Below are 16,574 nucleotides of genomic sequence, written 5' to 3'. Positions count from 1 at the left end.
ATTACTCAGCCATTGGCAAAAGGCACCGCGATGTAGATCTGAGCGTCGCCACGCTCGACCAGCAACAGCACCGACTTGCGGCCAGACTTGCCGGCTTGCGCGATTGCCTGGGTTACCTGCCTGGCGTTCTTAACCGGCACCTGATTGACGGCAACGATGATGTCGCCGGCCTGTATTCCGGAAGCGGCGGCGGCTTTGTCGGGATTGACGCTGGCAACCACCGCGCCGTGCTGCTTGCCGGCTAGGTTCATCTGCTGGCGAATGTCGGGCGTTATATCCATCAAGCCGAGCCCTATCGCCGGAGCGCGCCCGGCGCTGGGCGTGTCGGACCCGTCATCCAGCGACGCGGTCTTCGCATCGGCGCTGTTCTGGCCGACATCGACGGAAATCCGCATCGGCTTGCCTTTGCGCCAGACGTCGACCGTTTCCATGGCGCCCGGCGCGACATCGGCGACCGCCCGCGACAGGTCCTTGGGGTCCTTCACGTCCTGCCCGGCAAAGCTGGTGATGACGTCGCCCGTCTCGATGCCGGCCTTGGCCGCCGGCGAGCCGTCATTGACCTCTGAAACCAGCGCGCCGCCGGGATGGTCGAGCCCGATGGCGCTCGCGACATCCGGTGTCACCTCCTGGATCTGAACGCCGAGATAGCCGTACTGGATGGAGCCGCCCTTCATCAGCTTGGCCACCACCTTCTGGGCCTGGTCCGACGGAATGGCAAAGCCGACGCCGACGCTGCCGCCATTGGGCGAATAGATCGCCGTGTTGATGCCGACGACATTGCCCGCGACATCCACCAGCGGGCCGCCGGAATTGCCGTGGTTGATCGGCGCGTCGATCTGGATGAAATCGTCGAACGGCCCGCTATGCAGGTCACGGCCGCGCGCCGAGACGATACCTGCCGTGACGGTGGTGCCGATGCCGAACGGGTTGCCGAAGGCCAGCACCTGGTCGCCTGGCATAAGCTTGTCGGAATCGCCCCATTTGACGGTCGGCAGGGGTTTGTCCGACTTGATCTTCAGCACGGCGAGATCGTTCTTGGCATCGCGGCCGATGAGCTTGGCCGGAAGTTCGGTGCCGTCGTCGAGCGTCACCTTGATCGAAGAGGCCCCATCGATGACGTGATTGTTGGTGACGATGGTGCCGTCGGAGGCGACGATGAAGCCGGAACCCAGCGCCTCGGCGCGCTGCGGTTGCTGTTGCGGCGGCGTCTTGGGCGTCGGCATGCCCTGGTCACCGAAGAACTGGCGGAAATAGTCGTCGAAAGGCGAGCCGCCGTCGAAAGGAGAGGCATCGCTCATCGTTTCAGGCTGTGCCTTCATGACCGTGGTGACCGTCACCACCGCCGGCTTGTCGGCGGCAACGATGGGTGCGAACGAGCCATTGGGCGCAGTGATGCCGGCAACAGGTGTCTGGGTCGTCGGAACGGTGTTGCCCGCGCTTTGGGCGAAAGACATGACGAAGGGGGATATGATCAGCGCAGCGCCCAGCAAGGCCGCGACGCGATGCCTACGAAGGATATCTGACATGGTCGTTTGTCCGGGCGAGAGTTGATCCAGCGCCGTGGCCTCCCATGCGGGAAATCGGTCATCGGCGTGTCGAGGTTGCAATTGCCCGTCTCGCCTACATGGCAGCCAACCGGATCGACGGCCTTGCATCTAGGGCGCGGATTGGCCCGATTTAGGGTTTTCGGGCGACCTTACGAAGATTTAATATCCGCACGGCGGCAGGGTCACAAAGTCGTCGGGTCGCGCCTTGCTGCCTCGCTGGAGCCTCAGCCACCGGCGATTCGTCCGAGATAGGCCGTAGCAATCTCGCGCATGCGCTTGCCGTCGAAGCTCGGTCCGTGTCCTCCATGACCGATACGGATCGGCAGGTCGAGCAGGCGCCGCATCGTACTGATATAGGCGGCCCGGTCGGAATCCGGCAGGTCGTCTATCAGCATGGCGTCGTAGATGGCATCGCCGCTGAAGAACAGTCCGTCGGCCTCGTCGAACAGCGCGATCGAATCCGGTGAATGGCCCGGCAAATGCAGCACGCGAAATTGCCGGTCGCCAAGATCGACGACATCGCCCTCGTCCAGGGTTCGCGTCAACGGCGCGGGCGGGATCCTGTAGTCGGCCGACTTCCATCCGGACGCCGGCAGTTTCGAGACGGCACCCTCGAGGTCGTGGAACATGTAGGCGTAAGTCGCGGCCTCATCCATGGTCTCGAACCGAGCCGCGCTCATTCTTGGCCCGGCCCGCAACGGGAATTCATGCAGCGAGCCGACGTGGTCGAGATGGATGTGGGTGGCAACGACCAGCAACGGCTTGCCCTGCGGCGTCTCGATCTGCGGCGCCAGCGGACAGATGCCCATACCGGTGTCGACGAGCAGGTCGGCATCGCGACCGCGCAGATGCCAGATATTGGCCCGAACATAGGCATGCACGAAGGGCTCGGTCAGCATCGTCGTCTTGCCGTCGACCACGCTCCTGCTGAACCAGCTCGGCATCAAGTGTGAGTCCGGCATACGAAGTGAGCCGGGCATCAGGTGTGAGCCCGGCATCAGACGAAGGGCTTCCCGACCTTGTACTTTTCCGGCACCAGCCGCTTGAGATAGGCCATGCCGGCATCCGACAGCTGATTGACGTCGGGCTTCATGAAATCGTCAGGCATGTGGCGGGTCTTGCCGGCGACGTTCTTGAGCGGCACTTTCTTCAGCACCGTTCTGGTGCCGTCATATTGCAGCGCCACCGAGCCGCCGCCCTGTTCGGCGACGGTGACCGCGAAAGCGCCGGCATCGAAAGCCTCCTGCGCGTCGACCGCGCTGATGGCGCCGATATAGCCGCGCGGCATGTAGCCGAGCGCGTCGACGCGGGCACGCTTGCCGGGCAGGCCTTCCGCCAACGCGCGCTCGAGTGCGGCCGGCAGGTCGCTGCCCGACAGCTTGACGTTGCCATGCGCGTCGCGCTCAAGCTTGTCCGGCGGCACCAGGCTTTCGACCAATGCCTTGCCGTCGGCGGTGCTGACGCCTTCCGAAACGGCGACGATGCAGCGCTTGTGGCGATCGAGCGTGGCACGCACGTCGTCGATGAAGCCAGCGGCCGAGAACGGCCGCTCGGGCACGTAGACGAGATGAGGGCCGCTGTCGGGGTCGAGCTGCCAGGCAGCGGCAGCCGCGGTCAGGAAGCCCGCATGCCGGCCCATGACGATGCCGACATAGATGCCGGGCAGCGCGCGAAAATCGAGATCGACGGACAGGAAGGCGCCGGCGACGAACTCGGCCGCCGAAATAAAGCCCGGCGTGTGGTCGTTTTCCTCGAGATCATTGTCGATGGTTTTTGGCGCATGAACAAAGGCAATTGAGCCGCCGGCGGCGTCGGTCAGGATCTGCTGGGTACCCGACGTGTCGTTGCCGCCGATATAGATGAAGGCGTCGGCGCCGGCCTTCTTCAGGCCGTTGAGGATGACATCGCAATAGGCGGCGTCGGGCTTGTCGCGCGTCGAGCCGAGGGCGGCGCTCGGCGTGCCGGCAATCAGCCGCAGGCGGTCTTCCGGAATGGCGGAAAGGTCGACATAATTGCCGTCACGGATGCCGCGCACGCCATGGATCGAGCCCAGCACCTTGGCACCGGGATGCCGCTTGCGGATCTCCAGCGTCGCCCCGACAACCGTCTGGTTGATGACGGCGGTTGGGCCGCCGCCCTGCGCGATGACAAACGTTCCAGCCATGCTTGATTTCTCCCGGCGCGATGGTTTTCAAGGCACCTTGGCCTGTCTTGTCGCATCGCGCAACGGGAGTTTCGAGCGGCGCCAACACGCCGCATAAGCGTCAGACGACGACGACCGGATTTTTCTTGGAGACGCGGCTGTAGAGGTCGATGATGTCCTGGTTGATCAGGCGCACGCAGCCCGACGACATCGCTTGCCCGATGCTCCACCATTCGGGCGAACCGTGGATGCGATAGCCGGTGTCCTTGCCGTCCTGGTAGATGTAGAGGGCACGCGCGCCGAGCGGATTGGTGAGGCCGCCGGGCTGTCCGGCCTGCCATTTCACCAGTTCAGGCTTGCGGGCGATCATCTCCGGCGGCGGCGTCCAGGTCGGCCATTCCCTGCCGTACTGGATGTTGGCGCGGCCGGACCAGCGGAAACCGTCCTTGCCGATGCCGACGCCATAACGGATGGCATCGCCGCCCGGCTGGACCAAATAGAGCATGCGCTCCTTGAGATGGACGACGATGGTGCCGGGCGCCTCGCCTGTCGTGTCGACGACGATCTGGCGGCGGAATTCCGGCTTGACCTTCAGATATGGCACTTCCGGAACGTTGAAGCCGCCGTCGGTCAGCCCGGCATACATGACCCCGGGACTGGTGACGTTCTTGTCGACGCTGATGCTTGGCCGGATCGGCCGCACGGAACCCGTGGTGACGTCGTCGAGCTCGAGCGCCGGCAGGCCGCCGCCCGAGGTCGAGCAACCGGCGGCGCTCAGCAGCGCAAGCGCCCCTGCCCCGGACAGGATGGCGCGGCGGGAAAGATGATGATCGGTTTCGATTGCGTCGCCATTTCGCGGCGGCGTCAGACCTTGCGGCAACTCACGCATATACCCAGACCCTACGCTGTCGGCGGGAAGCACGGTCCGGCCGGATAGCAGGCATTTTCCTCATTCATGGTTGATAAAGCGTGAAGACCTTGCACAGCCTGCATTTGCGCATGGCCTTGGCGATGTTCGACCTTCTTGCCTGAACTTGAACGAAGGCTGCTGCACAAAAAGACCTCGGTCGAGTCATATTCCCGGCGCCGGCGTCTCCTACTCCTCGAACCATCAGCGAGGGGCCTCCATGTGCAAGACCTTAAAAACCGACATCAAGCTTTTTGCCGCTGCCATTGTCGCGGCGGCAACCGTTCTCGGTGCCAATGTCAGCCTGGCCGATATAGTGAGCACGCTGAGCGGCGCGAACTGACACCGATCTGCCGCTGGCGCAGTTAGGGAAATCGCCTCTTTACATTCTCCCGGGCCTAAGGATTTATCCTCTTCTTTAAGCTCAAAGGAGACGAGCATGTCCTTCGAAAACTGGGCCGCCTTCGCTGCCGCATCGACGATCCTTCTCATCATTCCAGGTCCGACCATCCTGCTGGTCGTGTCCTATGCGCTGGGCCAGGGCTGGCGTACCGCTCTGCCGATGGCCGTCGGCGTGGCGTTGGGGGATTTCACTGCGATGACGTTGTCGATGCTGGGTATCGGCGCGCTGCTGGCGGCCTCGGCGACCGTCTTCACCATCCTGAAGCTGATCGGCGCCGGTTATCTGATCTATCTTGGCGTGAAACTGTTTCGCGCCGGCGGCGCGTTGAAGGCCGAACCGCGCACCGACGCGGTCTCCTCGGCCAAGATGATGGCGCACGCCTGGCTGGTCACCGCGCTCAACCCGAAAAGCATCACGTTCTTCGTTGCCTTCCTGCCGCAGTTCCTCGACCGGCACGCCGATTTCTGGACGCAGATGCTGATCTTCGAGACGACCTTCCTGGCGCTCGCCTTCGCCAATGCCTTCGGCTATGCGCTGATCGCGGCACGCGCACGCAACGTGGTGCGCAATCCCAAGGCGATCCGCATCTTCAACCGCACCGGCGGTACGCTGCTGGTCGGCGCCGGCATCGCCACGGTGGCGATGCGTTCCAGCAATTAAGCTGTCTTTTTGACCGGCCTTACCATTTGACGCTGAAGCCCAGATTGCCTTCGAGGATCCGACGCTTGTCGCCACCGAGATTGGTGGTGTAGTCGCCGGTGGCGAAGATGCTGACCTTGTCCGTCACCTTGGCAATCACGCCGCCGCCGAACTCGAACGAGGTCGATCTGCCCTCGGTCGAGATGTCGGTGGTGTCGAAATTGACATGGCTGGTGCCGCCGAAATCGTGCCAGATGTTGGCCTTGAGATACGGCTGCAGCGCCATGCCATTGATCGCTGTTTCGCCTTGCAGCCGTGCGCCGAGCCGGCCGGTCACGCTGCCGTCCGTATCGAAGGAAACCGAAGCAAAGCGGTCCGACGCATCGTCGAGCGACAATTGCTGCCAGACCAGTTGCGCCTGCGGTTCAAGCGTCCAGCCTTGCGCCAGCGCGATGGGATAGCCGCCTTCCAGCGAAGCGGTGACGCCGGTCCCGCCGACGTCGATGCCAATGTCGCGCGACGATGTTGCGTTGCCGCCGAAGAAGGTGGCCATGAGGACGCCGTCCAGGTACCAGCCACCCTGACCGATCCGGGTCCAGTAGCCGCCGATACTGGTGCCGTTGATATCCATGCTGCCGACGGACAGATTGTCCCTGCCCAGCGCCTGGCCGCGCACGTCGCCATTCATGCTGGCATAGGCGACGAACAGGCCGGCGCGATCGGTCTGGCCCGACGCGGTTTCGCGGCCGAACAGATCGAAGCCCGCCTGGAGGCCGAACAGGGTGCCGTCAAAGGACGGCGATACCGTTCCTGAATAGGCCATCTTGCTGTCCTGACCGAAGATGCGGCCCCAGACCGGCGACAGCTCGGTGTTCGACAACAGGCTCTGCTCGCCGCGCCGTTCGTGGAATGTGCCGAGCGTCGTCATCGCCAGATGTTCGGCGACCGGCGGCAAGGCCGAATAGACCGGAACCTCGATGCGATAGAGCAGGATTTCCTCGCCCGCCGCCGGTGTCGGCAGGTCGGGCACCTCAGTTGGCACCACCGGCGGTGGCGGGGGCGGATCCGCCACTGGTGCCGGTGGTGGTGCCGGTGGTGTCGCGGGCGGCGGATCGGTCGGCACGACCGGCGGCGCCGGATCAACCGGATCGGGATCGCCGGGGGTGGATTCCGGCGGAGGCGGCGGCGCAGGGTCGATGGGCGGCGGCGGCGGCGGTTCGGCCGCCGGCGGCTCAGGTGCCGGCGGCGGAGCAGGCTCCAGCGCCGGCGGGGCTGCGGCCGGCGGGGCCGGCGTGTTCAGCGTCGAGCGCAGGTACCAGTTCTCCTCGCTGCCGGCGCTGACGCCGCCCTTGAACAGATAATATTCAAAGGCCCCGGCGGCGACCGGGGCGTCGAGCGCGAATGTCGTGGCGCCCGAGGTGGCGCCGTTGATTGCCTGGATGACCATGATGCCGTCCTGCGTGGTCGCAGCCCCCGCGCCGCCGAGATTGACCACGGAGATGCCGGTCGAACCGGAAGCCGTTCCGCTCGACAGGACCAACTTGTCGGATGCGGAGGAATCGTCACCGAGCTCGGTCTGGATAAGCAGCAGGCCACCCAGGCCGACATAATTGCCCGAAATCGTCAGGCTGTCGGTGGCGCCGGTGCTGCCATTGGTCAGGTCGATGCGCCCGGCATTGGTGACCTGCGCCAGCTGGCCTGCCGTAAACGCCTGGATCGCCGCATTGAAGCCGCCGCCGTAGAGCGTGCTTGCGGCATCGACACTGAGCGAACCCGTGCCGGTGCCGCTGTCGCCGAGCACCAGATTGCTGTCCATCGTCAGCTGGGTGTCATTGGTGGCGTCGATGCTTTCCCAGTTCTGGAGCCGGCTGACGCCATCCAGTTTGACGTTGTCCAGGGTCAGCGCATCGGTGCCGGCACCACCTGATATGGCATCCGTGGCACCGAGATTGGCGTTGGTGAGGTTGCTGAGCCTGGCGGTGTCGTTATCGCCGCCGAGATCGACGGAACCATAGATGATGCCGCCACCGTTCCAGACGAAATTGTCGGCGCCAAAGCTCATCAGTATATCGCCACCGACCGTGCCGCCGGTGACCGTGACGCTGTCATTGCCGCCGCTGACGCTGATGTTGCCGCCGATGGTGCCGCCCGACAGGATGATCGTGTCCTTGTCGAAGCCAGTGACGAGGTTGCGGTCGATGGTGCCGCCTGACATGTTGAAATAGTTCTGATCGAGCTTCATGTTGACCCGGCCGATGCGGCCACCGGTCATCACGGCGTGGTCGCCATCGTCGAAGAAATCGACGATGCGTCCGCCGGTCATGGTGAAGGTGTCGAGGCCGTCGCCCTGGTTGAGCGAGCCGATCTGGCCGCCGCTCATGTTGAAGTCGTCGATGCCGGCGCCCTGCTGGACATTGCCGGTGACGGTGCCCGCGCCAATTTTGAAGAAATCCGTGCCGCCACCCTGATCGACGGTGCCGGTTATGGTGCCTGACTGCATGTCGATGCCGGTCCGTGCCGACGCCAAAGGTCACATTGCCTGATATCTGCCCGGTGCCGCCGGCGGGAAAATTCAGCGTGTTGTCGCCGTCGAGATCGGTGAGGCTGCCGGCTGAGTCGCCGCTGTCACAGGTGTAGACGGTGTTTCCGGCGGATGGAGCCAGCACGCATGCGGCAAACGCGGCGGAGTTGGGCAGCAACGCAAAAGCTGTAGTTGAGAGGATGCTAATAAGCCACGGATGTAACGGATGCGGCTTTCGCCGTTGCGAAGCAATTGTCACCTGCGCATCCGCCGAACGACTGTTCGGAAGCGAGTTCTTCACATGCCGCATCGCGTCCCCTCTCGATTCGCGATTTCCAGCCCCCGCCAGCCGCCGCAATGAAGACACAATTCATTCAATTTTACAAAGCCTAATCTGCCCCGCATGGTTGCTAAACTGCAAAGACTACTGAAAGGTCTGGCGTAGCGCACGGTTGGCGTGTCCGTGGCCTATGCTTTAGGATCGCTTTGGGCCGAAGGATCAAGGGCCTGTCACGGGTCGATAAAGGACATCGCATGGCAATCAGGGACGCATTCGGCCTGGCACTTTCGGGCGCGACGGAGGCGGGATTCACGCCTTACAGCCAGGCAGTGCGTGAACTGCAGTGCTTCATCGGCGATCCCGTAGCTTCCGTCGACCGCGCCATCGCGGAAGATCCCGGCTTCGTCATGGCCCATGTCTTCAAGGGATATCTGTTCGGCCTCGCCACCGAGCGGGAGGCGACGGCCGTGGCCAAGGCTTGCCACGAGGCCGCACTGCCGCTTGCCGCGACCACGCGCGAGCGGGCGCATGTCTCGGCCCTTGGCCATCTCGCCAGCGGGCGCTGGCATGAGGCCAGCCGCGTTCTCGAGGACATCACCATCGAGACCCCGCGCGACGGGCTGGCGCTGCAGGTCGGCCACCAGATCGATTTCTTCACCGGCAATGCCCGCATGCTGCGCGACCGCATCGCTCGTGCCCTGCCTTCGTGGCAAAGCGGCATGCCCGGCTACCACGCCATGCTCGGCATGCAGGCTTTCGGGCTGGAGGAAATGGGTGACTATGTCAGGGCCGAGCAGCTTGGCCGCGAGGCAGTCGACATCGAGCCGCGCGACGGCTGGGCGCAGCACGCCGTCGCCCATGTCATGGAGATGCAAAGCCGGCAAAGGGATGGCATTGCCTGGATGCGCGCCAATCCGGAAGCGTGGACACGGGAGAGCTTCCTGCAGGTCCACAATTGGTGGCACCTGGCGCTGTTCCACTATGATCTCGGCGAGACCGACGCGGTGCTGGCCCTCTATGACGGCCCTATCTACAGCGTGCAATCGACGATGGCGCTCAACATGGTCGATGCCTCGGCAATCCTGTGGCGGCTCCACCTCGGCGGCGTCGATGTCGGCGACCGCTGGGCGGCACTCGCCGCCAACTGGGGCAAGGCGGGAGCGGGTCTTTATGCCTTCAACGACGCCCACGCGATGATGGCCTTCGTGGGTGCCGGGTTAGATGCGCCGGCCCTCGCCTTGCTCGAGGCTCAGCGCGAGGCCATGCGTGGCAGCGACGACAATGCGGCTTTCACGCGGGATGTCGGCCATCCGCTGACGCTCGCCATCAAGGCATTCGGTGAGGGCAGCTACGCCGAGACCGCGCGCCTGATCCGGCCGATCCGCGCGATCGCACATCGTTTCGGTGGCAGCCACGCCCAGCGCGACGTCATCGACCTGACGCTGATCGAGGCGGCCTTGCGCGCCGGTGAGGGTGCGCTGGCCAAGGCGCTCACGGCGGAGCGTTCGATGGCGCGGCCCGACAGTCCGCTGTCAGCGCTGTTTGTGCGACGCGCCGCCGATTTGTCGGAGAATTGACCCGAAGCGGATCTTGTTTTAAAAACTGGCCAAGCCAGATTTTTTCGAGACCCGAAAAAATTAACTGGCGTGGGAGGAAGACATGTATCTGGGCCTCGATCTCGGGACGTCGGGCGTCAAGGCGCTGCTGATCGATGCCGGGCAAACCGTCATCGGTTCCGGCCATGGTTCGCTTGATGTTTCACGGCCGCACCCCGGCTGGTCGGAACAGAATCCCGAGCACTGGATCCGGGCCTGCGAAGACGCAATCGCCGAGCTCAAATCCTCCCATCCGCATGAACTCGCGGCAGTCAAGGGCATTGGCCTGTCCGGCCAGATGCATGGCGCCACGCTGCTTGACGCCGCCGACAAGGTGCTGCGCCCCTGCATCCTGTGGAACGACACGCGCAGCCATGCCGAGGCCGCCGTCCTCGATGCCGATCCGCGTTTCCGCGCCCTGACCGGCAACATCGTCTTTCCCGGTTTCACCGCGCCGAAACTGGCCTGGGTGAAGAAAAACGAGCCCGCTGTCTTCGCCAAGGTCGCAAAAGTGCTGCTGCCCAAGGATTTCCTGCGGCTCTGGCTTTCGGGCGAGCACATTTCGGAAATGTCGGATTCTGCCGGCACGTCCTGGCTCGATGTCGGCAAGCGGCGCTGGAGTGCGGATTTGCTCGCGGCGACATCGCTCGATGAAAAGCAGATGCCGTCGCTGGTCGAGGGTACGCAGAAGGCAGGCGCATTGCGCAGCGAATTGGCATCGAAGTGGGGCGTCCAGGCCGGCATTCCGATCGCCGGTGGCGCCGGCGACAACGCGGCCTCGGCCTGCGGCATGGGCACGGTTGGCGCCGGCCACGCTTTTGTTTCGCTCGGCACGTCGGGTGTGCTGTTTGCCGCCAACGCTTCCTACCTGCCCAACCCGGCTAGCGCGGTTCACACCTTCTGCCACGCGCTTCCGAACACCTGGCACCAGATGGGGGTCATCCTGTCGGCAACCGATTCGCTCAACTGGCTGTCGGAAATCACCGGGAAGAGCGCCGGCGAGTTGACCACTGAGCTCGGCGACACATTGAAGGCGCCGAGCGGCGTGTCCTTCCTGCCATACCTCTCGGGTGAGCGCACGCCCTACAATGATTCCGCCATTCGCGGCGCGTTCACCGGACTGGCGCATCAATCGAGCCGTGCCGTGCTGACCCAGGCCGTGCTGGAGGGTGTAGCCTTTGCCTTTCGCGACAGCCTCGAAGCGCTGGCCACGGCCGGCACAGCCTTGACGCGGGTGACGGCGATCGGCGGCGGTTCGCGCTCACGCTACTGGTTGAAGGCGATTGCCACCGCGCTTCAACTGCCTGTCGACATTCCTGCCGACGGCGACTTCGGCGCCGCCTTTGGTGCCGCGCGGCTCGGCCTGATCGCGGCGACGGGTGCCGATCCGCTCGAAATCTGTACGGCCCCGAGGACGGACGCAACTATCGAACCGGATGCGGCGCTCGGCGGCGCCTATGCCGATGCCTATCAGCGCTACCGGGCGCTTTATCCGGCAATCAGGGTCGCCACGGCGTGAGCGATCTTTCGCCCACGCCGCGGCTGTCCGGCTCACTGCGCCGGCACCTTGTCGAGAAAACCGGTGACGCTCTTGAGGCGGCCGTTCTCGATGATTCCGATGTCGGTACCTTCGATCACCGAAGGCGTCCCCTCAGGTCCGAGATTCCACGAGAAGCGGATCTTGTCGGCAAAACCGTCCGGCGTACCCTTCAGCGAGAACCGGAAACCGGCAAAGCGCTGCTGCACGCCGTCGATCAGAGCCGCGACGCCTTCATGGCCATCACCCTGCATGAGCGGATCGCGGTAGCTGACGTCTTCCGTGAAGGTCGCCTTGAGCAATTCGGCCCGGCGGCCGGCATCGCTTTCGTTCCAGGCGGTGATGTAGTTTTCAGCGATCTTGGTGAGGTCGGTCATGGTCTGTCTCCTTCGTTTGGTGGCTTTGACATGACCCTTTTCAACCAGCGCCGGCGTGAAACCAATTACGCCTGAGGTAATGGCGTCAGAACTTTGTGAGAGGACAGAAATCATGAGCAGTGGATTTTTCGGCGACATCCAGAAGATCAAATATGAAGGGCCGGATTCGACCAATCCGCTGGCCTATAGGTTCTACAATCCCGATGAGGTCGTCGCCGGCAAGCGGCTGGAAGATCATCTGCGCTTCGCCGTTGCCTACTGGCACTCCTTTGCCTGGCCGGGTGGCGATCCGTTCGGCGGCCAGACTTTCGACCGGCCGTGGTTTCCCAAGGCCGGCGGCGTCGACACGATGGAGCTGGCAAAACTGAAAGCAGACGTCGCCTTCGAGATGTTCTCGTTGCTCGGCGCGCCCTACTTCTGCTTCCACGACGCCGATGTACGGCCGGAAGGCAAGGATTTTTCCGAGAGTGCGGCGCGCCTCGATGAGATCGCCGACTACTTCGCGGGCAAGATGAAGCAGACCGGCGTCAAGCTGCTTTGGGGCACCGCCAATCTGTTCTCCAACCGCCGCTTCATGTCGGGCGCGGCCACCAATCCCGATCCGGATGTCTTTGCCTATGCGGCGGCGACGGTAAAAAGCTGTATCGACGTCACCAAGCGGTTGAAGGGCGAAAACTACGTGCTGTGGGGCGGGCGCGAAGGCTATGAGACCCTGCTCAACACCGACCTTGCGCGCGAGCAGGAACAGGCCGGCCGGTTCCTCAGCATGGTCGTCGACTACAAGCACAAGATCGGCTTCAAGGGCACGATCCTGATCGAGCCGAAGCCGCAGGAGCCAACCAAGCATCAGTACGATTACGATGTCGCCACGGTCTACGGCTTCCTCAAGCGCTTCGGGCTGGAGAAGGAGGTCAAGGTCAATATCGAGCAGGGCCACGCCATCCTGGCCGGCCATTCCTTCGAGCACGAACTGGCTCTGGCCAATGCGCTCGGCATTTTCGGTTCGATCGATATGAACCGCAACGACTACCAGTCGGGCTGGGACACCGACCAGTTCCCCAACAACGTGCCGGAAATGGCACTGGCCTACTACCAAGTCCTGCAGGCTGGCGGCTTCAAGACCGGCGGCACCAATTTCGACGCCAAGCTGCGCCGCCAGTCGCTCGATCCGCAGGACCTGCTGATCGGCCATATCGGCGGCATGGACTCTTGCGCTCGCGGCCTGAAAGCCGCGGCGCGCATGGTCGAGGACAAGGCACTGTCGGCGCCGCTGGCCGAACGCTATGCCGGCTGGAACACGGCCGAGGGCAAGGCGATGCTTGCCGGCAAGCGCACGCTTGAGGATATCGCCGAGCGTGTCGTCAAGAAGAAGATCGAGCCGCAGCCGAGGTCCGGCCGCCAGGAACTGCTGGAAAACATCGTCAACCGCTACGTGTAGGGCGAGCGCCGCTTCATCTTTGGACCGACATCCGGCGCCACTGGCTGAAAGCCGCCGCCATCGCCATCTGCTAGTCAGCCCACTTCGCGACAAGCTGCCGAGGATCGCACAGATCTTCGGCAGCCTGCGTGGGACCAGGACGCTACACGTGTCACCGAAAGAGGGCCCGTGCGGCGGCATGTCGTCGTCCCAAACCGCTGTGCACTTTGGGCGACATGCATTGGCAGGAGACGGAAATGGCAGAGGATCGAATCATCGTGCGCCCTGCGCAGGCGAGCGATATTCCGGCGCTGAAGCAGGTGCTGCAGGAAACCTTCGAAGGCACCTGGCTGCCGAACATCACCGAAGCAGCCGCGCAACGCTATGTCGAGACGGATATTGGCGGGCGCTATGTCGACCAGAGCTGGCCTGAATTCGCCATTGCCGAGATCGATGGCGAGGTCGCCGGCTTGATCCATTGGCGCGCGGATTTCATCGAGGCCCTGCACGTGATGGCATCCCGTCAAGGCCAAGGTGTCGGCCGCAAGCTGCTTTCCCATGCCGAACAGGCGGTCAGTGCGGCCGGATTGGCGCAGGCGCGGCTGGAGACCGACACGTTCAACCTGCCCGCACAAGCACTCTACAAAGCGGTCGGCTATATCGAGAAAAGCCGCTATCCCGATGACGAATGGGACAGTGGCTTCACCACGGTGCTGTTCGAAAAGCGGCTTTGAGCAATTCCAGGAAAAGTGGGTACCGGTTTCCCCGGGAAAAGCGTACAGCGCTTTGCCTTGGGAATTGCGCAATCCAACAATAGATTTCTCGTTGACCTGACCTGCCTGGGCGCAGGAACAGCTTTGCGCATGGCCCGGTCCAGCGACATGGTTTTGCCCTTCGACGCCCTTCAATGACCTCGCTCTTGCCTTCAAACTGCCGTCACGAATCTCGTATAAGAGTGGCTCGTGGCGGGAGAGGAAGAAGGAGGCGAACCGATATGCAGAACGAACGTGAAATCGACGCCCTGCTCTCACCTGGCGAGGCTGGATCGATCATCGACCGGCTGATGGCAATGCCGCATCCGAAGGACGGCACGCGCCGCTCGAACGAATGGGATCGCGCTGTGGCCAGCCGTTTCGAGACCCATCTTGCCAAGCAAATGCGCTCGCAGATCGACGGCGGCAGCGACCGTCAGAACGCTGCCTGATTCTATCATAGTCAGCCCCGGCGCAGCCTGACCGGCGCTTCGCCGAAAGCCCTTGAAAACGCTCTTGAAAACGCCGCGGCGGATGAGAATCCGGTCCGCCCGGCAATATCGGCCATGGCGATCCTTGTATCGACCACCAGCCGGCGCGCGGCGCCCAGGCGCAGCCTGAGATAATAGGCGCCCGGTGTCTCGCCGATCGATTTGCGAAAGATGCTCTCCAGCGTCCGTGCCGTCACGCCGGCGCGCTTGGCCACCGCTTCAATGGTCAGCGGCTGGTCGACATGCGCTTCCATCAGCCGGATCGCTTGCGCCAGCCGCGGATCATAGCCATCGAGCCGGCCGAGCGAGACCAGCGGCTGTGCGTCGGTGGCGGCGCGCGCCTGGTCGTAGATGAAGACGCTGGCGACATCGAGCGCGACGGCCATGCCGAGCCTCGTGCGGATGAGATGCAGCATCAGGTCGAAGGTCGGCGACGCGCCGCCCGAGGTGAACACCGGCCCGTCGATAACATAGCGGTCAGGGCGGACATCGACGCCGGGGAATGCCGAGGAAAAATCCTCCATGTCCTCCCAGTGGGTGGTGGCGCTGCGTCCTTCCAGCAGGCCGGCGCGCGCCACCAGCCAGGTGCCGGCTTCGACACCGCCGCAAGCGCGTGCTGTCCGTGCGGCCCGGCGCAGGCCGGACAACAGAGCCGAGGTTGCATAGTTCTGGGTGCCGAAGCCGGCGACGACGACAAGAACGTCGGTCGACTCGCCCGCATCGAAGCGGCCGCCGACCGCCACCGGCAGGCCGCAAGTGGTGACTGGAGCCTCGCCGGTCACCGAGACCAGCTTGAAATCGAACAGGGTCTCGCCGGAGATGCGGTTGGCCGCGCGCAGTGGATCGACGGCGGATGCGACGCACATGATCGACGAACCGGAAAATACCAGCAGCGTCACCCTAAGCGGCGAGCGCTCGGCGCGAAAGATCGTTGGTTTTTCGCTTTTCGTCATGGAAGCTTCGTAAAACGCAAAACAGTTTCCGGCAAGTCGGGCATTGTTGAGGTCTATTTCTTTCGGAGGAGAGTTCCATGCCGCTTGCGATGAACCGTGAGGTCTTCATTACCTGTGCCGTGACCGGGTCCGGCGGGTCGCAGGACCGCAGCCCGCATGTGCCGCGCTCGCCCAAGCAGATCGCGGATTCCGCCATCGATGCGGCCAAGGCGGGCGCCGCCATCGTGCATTTCCATGTGCGCGATCCCGAGACCGGTAGGCCGAGGCGCGACGTACATCTCTACCGCGAAGTGACCGAGCGCATCCGCGCGGCAGAAGTCGACGTCATCCTGAACCTGACCGCCGGCATGGGCGGCGACATGGTGTTCGGATCGCCGGAAGCGCCGCTGCCGCTCAACGAAAAAGGCACCGACATGGGCGGTGCCACCAACCGCATGGAACATGTGCGCCAATGCCTGCCGGAAATCTGCACACTCGACTGCGGCACCATGAATTTCGCCGAGGCCGACTATGTCATGACCAACACGCCCGGCATGCTGCGCGCCATGGGCGGCATGATGACGGCGCTCGGCGTCAAGCCGGAGATCGAGGCTTTCGACACCGGCCATCTGTGGTTCGCCAAGCAACTGGTCGAGGAAAAGGTGCTCAACCCGGATGCGCTGGTGCAGCTTTGCATGGGCGTGCCGTGGGGTGCGCCTGATGATCTCAACACCTTCATGGCCATGGTCAACAATGTGCCGTCGACCTGGAACTGGTCGGCCTTCGCCATCGGCCGCAACCAGATGGCTTATGCCGCGGCGGCGGTGCTGGCCGGCGGCAATGTCCGCGTCGGGCTGGAGGACAATCTGTGGCTCGACAAGGGCGTGCTGGCCACCAATGCACAGCTGGTCGAGCGCGCCGCCAGCATCGTCACCAATCTCGGCGCCAGAATCCTTGGACCGGAAGAGGTACGGCAGAAGCTCAACCTCACCAAGCGGGCGCCGATCGCGGCATAATTATTCGTCGGGAGGGT

At 63.7% G+C, this 16,574-nt stretch carries 14 protein-coding genes and 1 pseudogene; 8 read left to right on the top strand and 7 right to left on the bottom strand.

The window, feature by feature from the left end:
- Window positions 1-5: 5 nt before the first annotated feature.
- The 4 genes from EOC83_RS10170 to EOC83_RS10155 all read right to left on the bottom strand — a co-directional run bounded on the left by EOC83_RS10170 (window position 6) and on the right by EOC83_RS10155 (window position 4,579).
- A complete protein-coding gene (locus EOC83_RS10170) occupies window positions 6-1,526 on the bottom strand; it encodes a DegQ family serine endoprotease (protein WP_063169804.1) in 1,521 nt (506 codons plus the stop codon).
- Window positions 1,527-1,771: 245 nt separating this feature from the next.
- The gene (locus tag EOC83_RS10165; RefSeq protein ID WP_063170437.1) at window positions 1,772-2,491 is read right to left on the bottom strand and encodes an MBL fold metallo-hydrolase; all 720 of its coding nucleotides are present in this window, start codon (window positions 2,489-2,491) and stop codon (window positions 1,772-1,774) included.
- A gap of 53 nt (window positions 2,492-2,544) precedes the next feature.
- Window positions 2,545-3,711, bottom strand: a complete 1,167-nt coding sequence (locus EOC83_RS10160) for a diphosphate--fructose-6-phosphate 1-phosphotransferase (protein WP_013528281.1) — start codon at window positions 3,709-3,711, stop codon at window positions 2,545-2,547.
- A 100-nt stretch (window positions 3,712-3,811) separates the two neighbouring features.
- Complete coding sequence (locus tag EOC83_RS10155) at window positions 3,812-4,579, bottom strand: L,D-transpeptidase (RefSeq protein ID WP_024501964.1); 768 nt, start codon at window positions 4,577-4,579, stop codon at window positions 3,812-3,814.
- Window positions 4,580-4,817: 238 nt separating this feature from the next.
- On the opposite strand from EOC83_RS10155, the gene EOC83_RS33550 reads away from it, so the two are divergent.
- Window positions 4,818-4,940, top strand: a complete 123-nt coding sequence (locus tag EOC83_RS33550) for a hypothetical protein (RefSeq protein WP_013528283.1) — start codon at window positions 4,818-4,820, stop codon at window positions 4,938-4,940.
- A 96-nt stretch (window positions 4,941-5,036) separates the two neighbouring features.
- Window positions 5,037-5,660, top strand: coding sequence for a LysE family translocator (locus EOC83_RS10145; RefSeq protein WP_023761181.1), 624 nt, complete (start codon window positions 5,037-5,039; stop codon window positions 5,658-5,660).
- A gap of 19 nt (window positions 5,661-5,679) precedes the next feature.
- On the opposite strand, the pseudogene EOC83_RS10140 reads toward EOC83_RS10145, so the two are convergent.
- Window positions 5,680-8,470: pseudogene (locus EOC83_RS10140) on the bottom strand (autotransporter outer membrane beta-barrel domain-containing protein).
- 224 nt (window positions 8,471-8,694) lie between these two features.
- On the opposite strand from EOC83_RS10140, the gene EOC83_RS10135 reads away from it, so the two are divergent.
- Both EOC83_RS10135 and xylB read left to right on the top strand, forming a co-directional pair.
- Complete coding sequence (locus EOC83_RS10135; protein WP_063169803.1) at window positions 8,695-10,017, top strand: tetratricopeptide repeat protein; 1,323 nt, start codon at window positions 8,695-8,697, stop codon at window positions 10,015-10,017.
- A gap of 82 nt (window positions 10,018-10,099) precedes the next feature.
- Entirely contained in the window at window positions 10,100-11,554 is a 1,455-nt protein-coding gene (gene xylB / locus EOC83_RS10130; protein WP_063169802.1) for a xylulokinase, read from the top strand.
- Between the two features lie 32 nt (window positions 11,555-11,586).
- On the opposite strand, the gene EOC83_RS10125 is transcribed toward xylB, so the two are convergent.
- A complete protein-coding gene (locus EOC83_RS10125; RefSeq protein WP_063169801.1) occupies window positions 11,587-11,949 on the bottom strand; it encodes a nuclear transport factor 2 family protein in 363 nt (120 codons plus the stop codon).
- A gap of 112 nt (window positions 11,950-12,061) precedes the next feature.
- Here EOC83_RS10125 and xylA point away from each other — a divergent pair, with 112 nt between their 5' ends.
- From xylA to EOC83_RS10110, 3 genes are all read left to right on the top strand, one after another.
- On the top strand, window positions 12,062-13,387 hold the full coding sequence (xylA, locus tag EOC83_RS10120; protein ID WP_027161006.1) for a xylose isomerase: 1,326 nt from the start codon (window positions 12,062-12,064) through the stop codon (window positions 13,385-13,387).
- Window positions 13,388-13,623: 236 nt separating this feature from the next.
- Window positions 13,624-14,100: an N-acetyltransferase gene (locus EOC83_RS10115; protein ID WP_063169800.1), complete on the top strand. Its 477-nt coding sequence runs from the start codon at window positions 13,624-13,626 to the stop codon at window positions 14,098-14,100.
- A gap of 260 nt (window positions 14,101-14,360) precedes the next feature.
- The gene (locus tag EOC83_RS10110; RefSeq protein ID WP_013528291.1) at window positions 14,361-14,570 is read left to right on the top strand and encodes a hypothetical protein; all 210 of its coding nucleotides are present in this window, start codon (window positions 14,361-14,363) and stop codon (window positions 14,568-14,570) included.
- Between the two features lie 11 nt (window positions 14,571-14,581).
- On the opposite strand, the gene EOC83_RS10105 is transcribed toward EOC83_RS10110, so the two are convergent.
- A complete protein-coding gene (locus EOC83_RS10105) occupies window positions 14,582-15,562 on the bottom strand; it encodes a GlxA family transcriptional regulator (protein WP_024501969.1) in 981 nt (326 codons plus the stop codon).
- Between the two features lie 77 nt (window positions 15,563-15,639).
- Between EOC83_RS10105 and EOC83_RS10100 the strand changes: the two genes are divergently transcribed.
- Window positions 15,640-16,557, top strand: coding sequence for a 3-keto-5-aminohexanoate cleavage protein (locus EOC83_RS10100; protein ID WP_127325933.1), 918 nt, complete (start codon window positions 15,640-15,642; stop codon window positions 16,555-16,557).
- Window positions 16,558-16,574: the final 17 nt, after the last annotated feature.

Origin of the sequence: Mesorhizobium sp. Primo-A, assembly GCF_003997175.1 — a bacterium.
Taxonomy (GTDB): Bacteria; Pseudomonadota; Alphaproteobacteria; order Rhizobiales; family Rhizobiaceae; genus Mesorhizobium; species Mesorhizobium ciceri.
The sequence above is the reverse complement of the archived record's forward strand: the minus strand, read 5'-3'. Positions and strand labels throughout refer to the sequence as shown.

Bases quoted from the DNA above. Each gene is read 5' to 3' on its own strand.
- EOC83_RS10170 (WP_063169804.1), bottom strand. From the start codon at position 1,526: ATGTCAGATATCCTTCGTAGGCATCGCGTCGCGGCCTTGCTGGGCGCT.
- EOC83_RS10115 (WP_063169800.1), top strand. From the start codon at position 13,624: ATGGCAGAGGATCGAATCATCGTGCGCCCTGCGCAGGCGAGCGATATT.
- EOC83_RS10100 (WP_127325933.1), top strand. From the start codon at position 15,640: ATGCCGCTTGCGATGAACCGTGAGGTCTTCATTACCTGTGCCGTGACC.
- EOC83_RS10135 (WP_063169803.1), top strand. From the start codon at position 8,695: ATGGCAATCAGGGACGCATTCGGCCTGGCACTTTCGGGCGCGACGGAG.
- xylB (WP_063169802.1), top strand. From the start codon at position 10,100: ATGTATCTGGGCCTCGATCTCGGGACGTCGGGCGTCAAGGCGCTGCTG.
- xylA (WP_027161006.1), top strand. From the start codon at position 12,062: ATGAGCAGTGGATTTTTCGGCGACATCCAGAAGATCAAATATGAAGGG.
- EOC83_RS10155 (WP_024501964.1), bottom strand. From the start codon at position 4,579: ATGCGTGAGTTGCCGCAAGGTCTGACGCCGCCGCGAAATGGCGACGCA.
- EOC83_RS33550 (WP_013528283.1), top strand. From the start codon at position 4,818: ATGTGCAAGACCTTAAAAACCGACATCAAGCTTTTTGCCGCTGCCATT.
- EOC83_RS10105 (WP_024501969.1), bottom strand. From the start codon at position 15,562: ATGACGAAAAGCGAAAAACCAACGATCTTTCGCGCCGAGCGCTCGCCG.
- EOC83_RS10165 (WP_063170437.1), bottom strand. From the start codon at position 2,491: ATGCCGAGCTGGTTCAGCAGGAGCGTGGTCGACGGCAAGACGACGATG.
- EOC83_RS10110 (WP_013528291.1), top strand. From the start codon at position 14,361: ATGCAGAACGAACGTGAAATCGACGCCCTGCTCTCACCTGGCGAGGCT.
- EOC83_RS10160 (WP_013528281.1), bottom strand. From the start codon at position 3,711: ATGGCTGGAACGTTTGTCATCGCGCAGGGCGGCGGCCCAACCGCCGTC.
- EOC83_RS10145 (WP_023761181.1), top strand. From the start codon at position 5,037: ATGTCCTTCGAAAACTGGGCCGCCTTCGCTGCCGCATCGACGATCCTT.
- EOC83_RS10125 (WP_063169801.1), bottom strand. From the start codon at position 11,949: ATGACCGACCTCACCAAGATCGCTGAAAACTACATCACCGCCTGGAAC.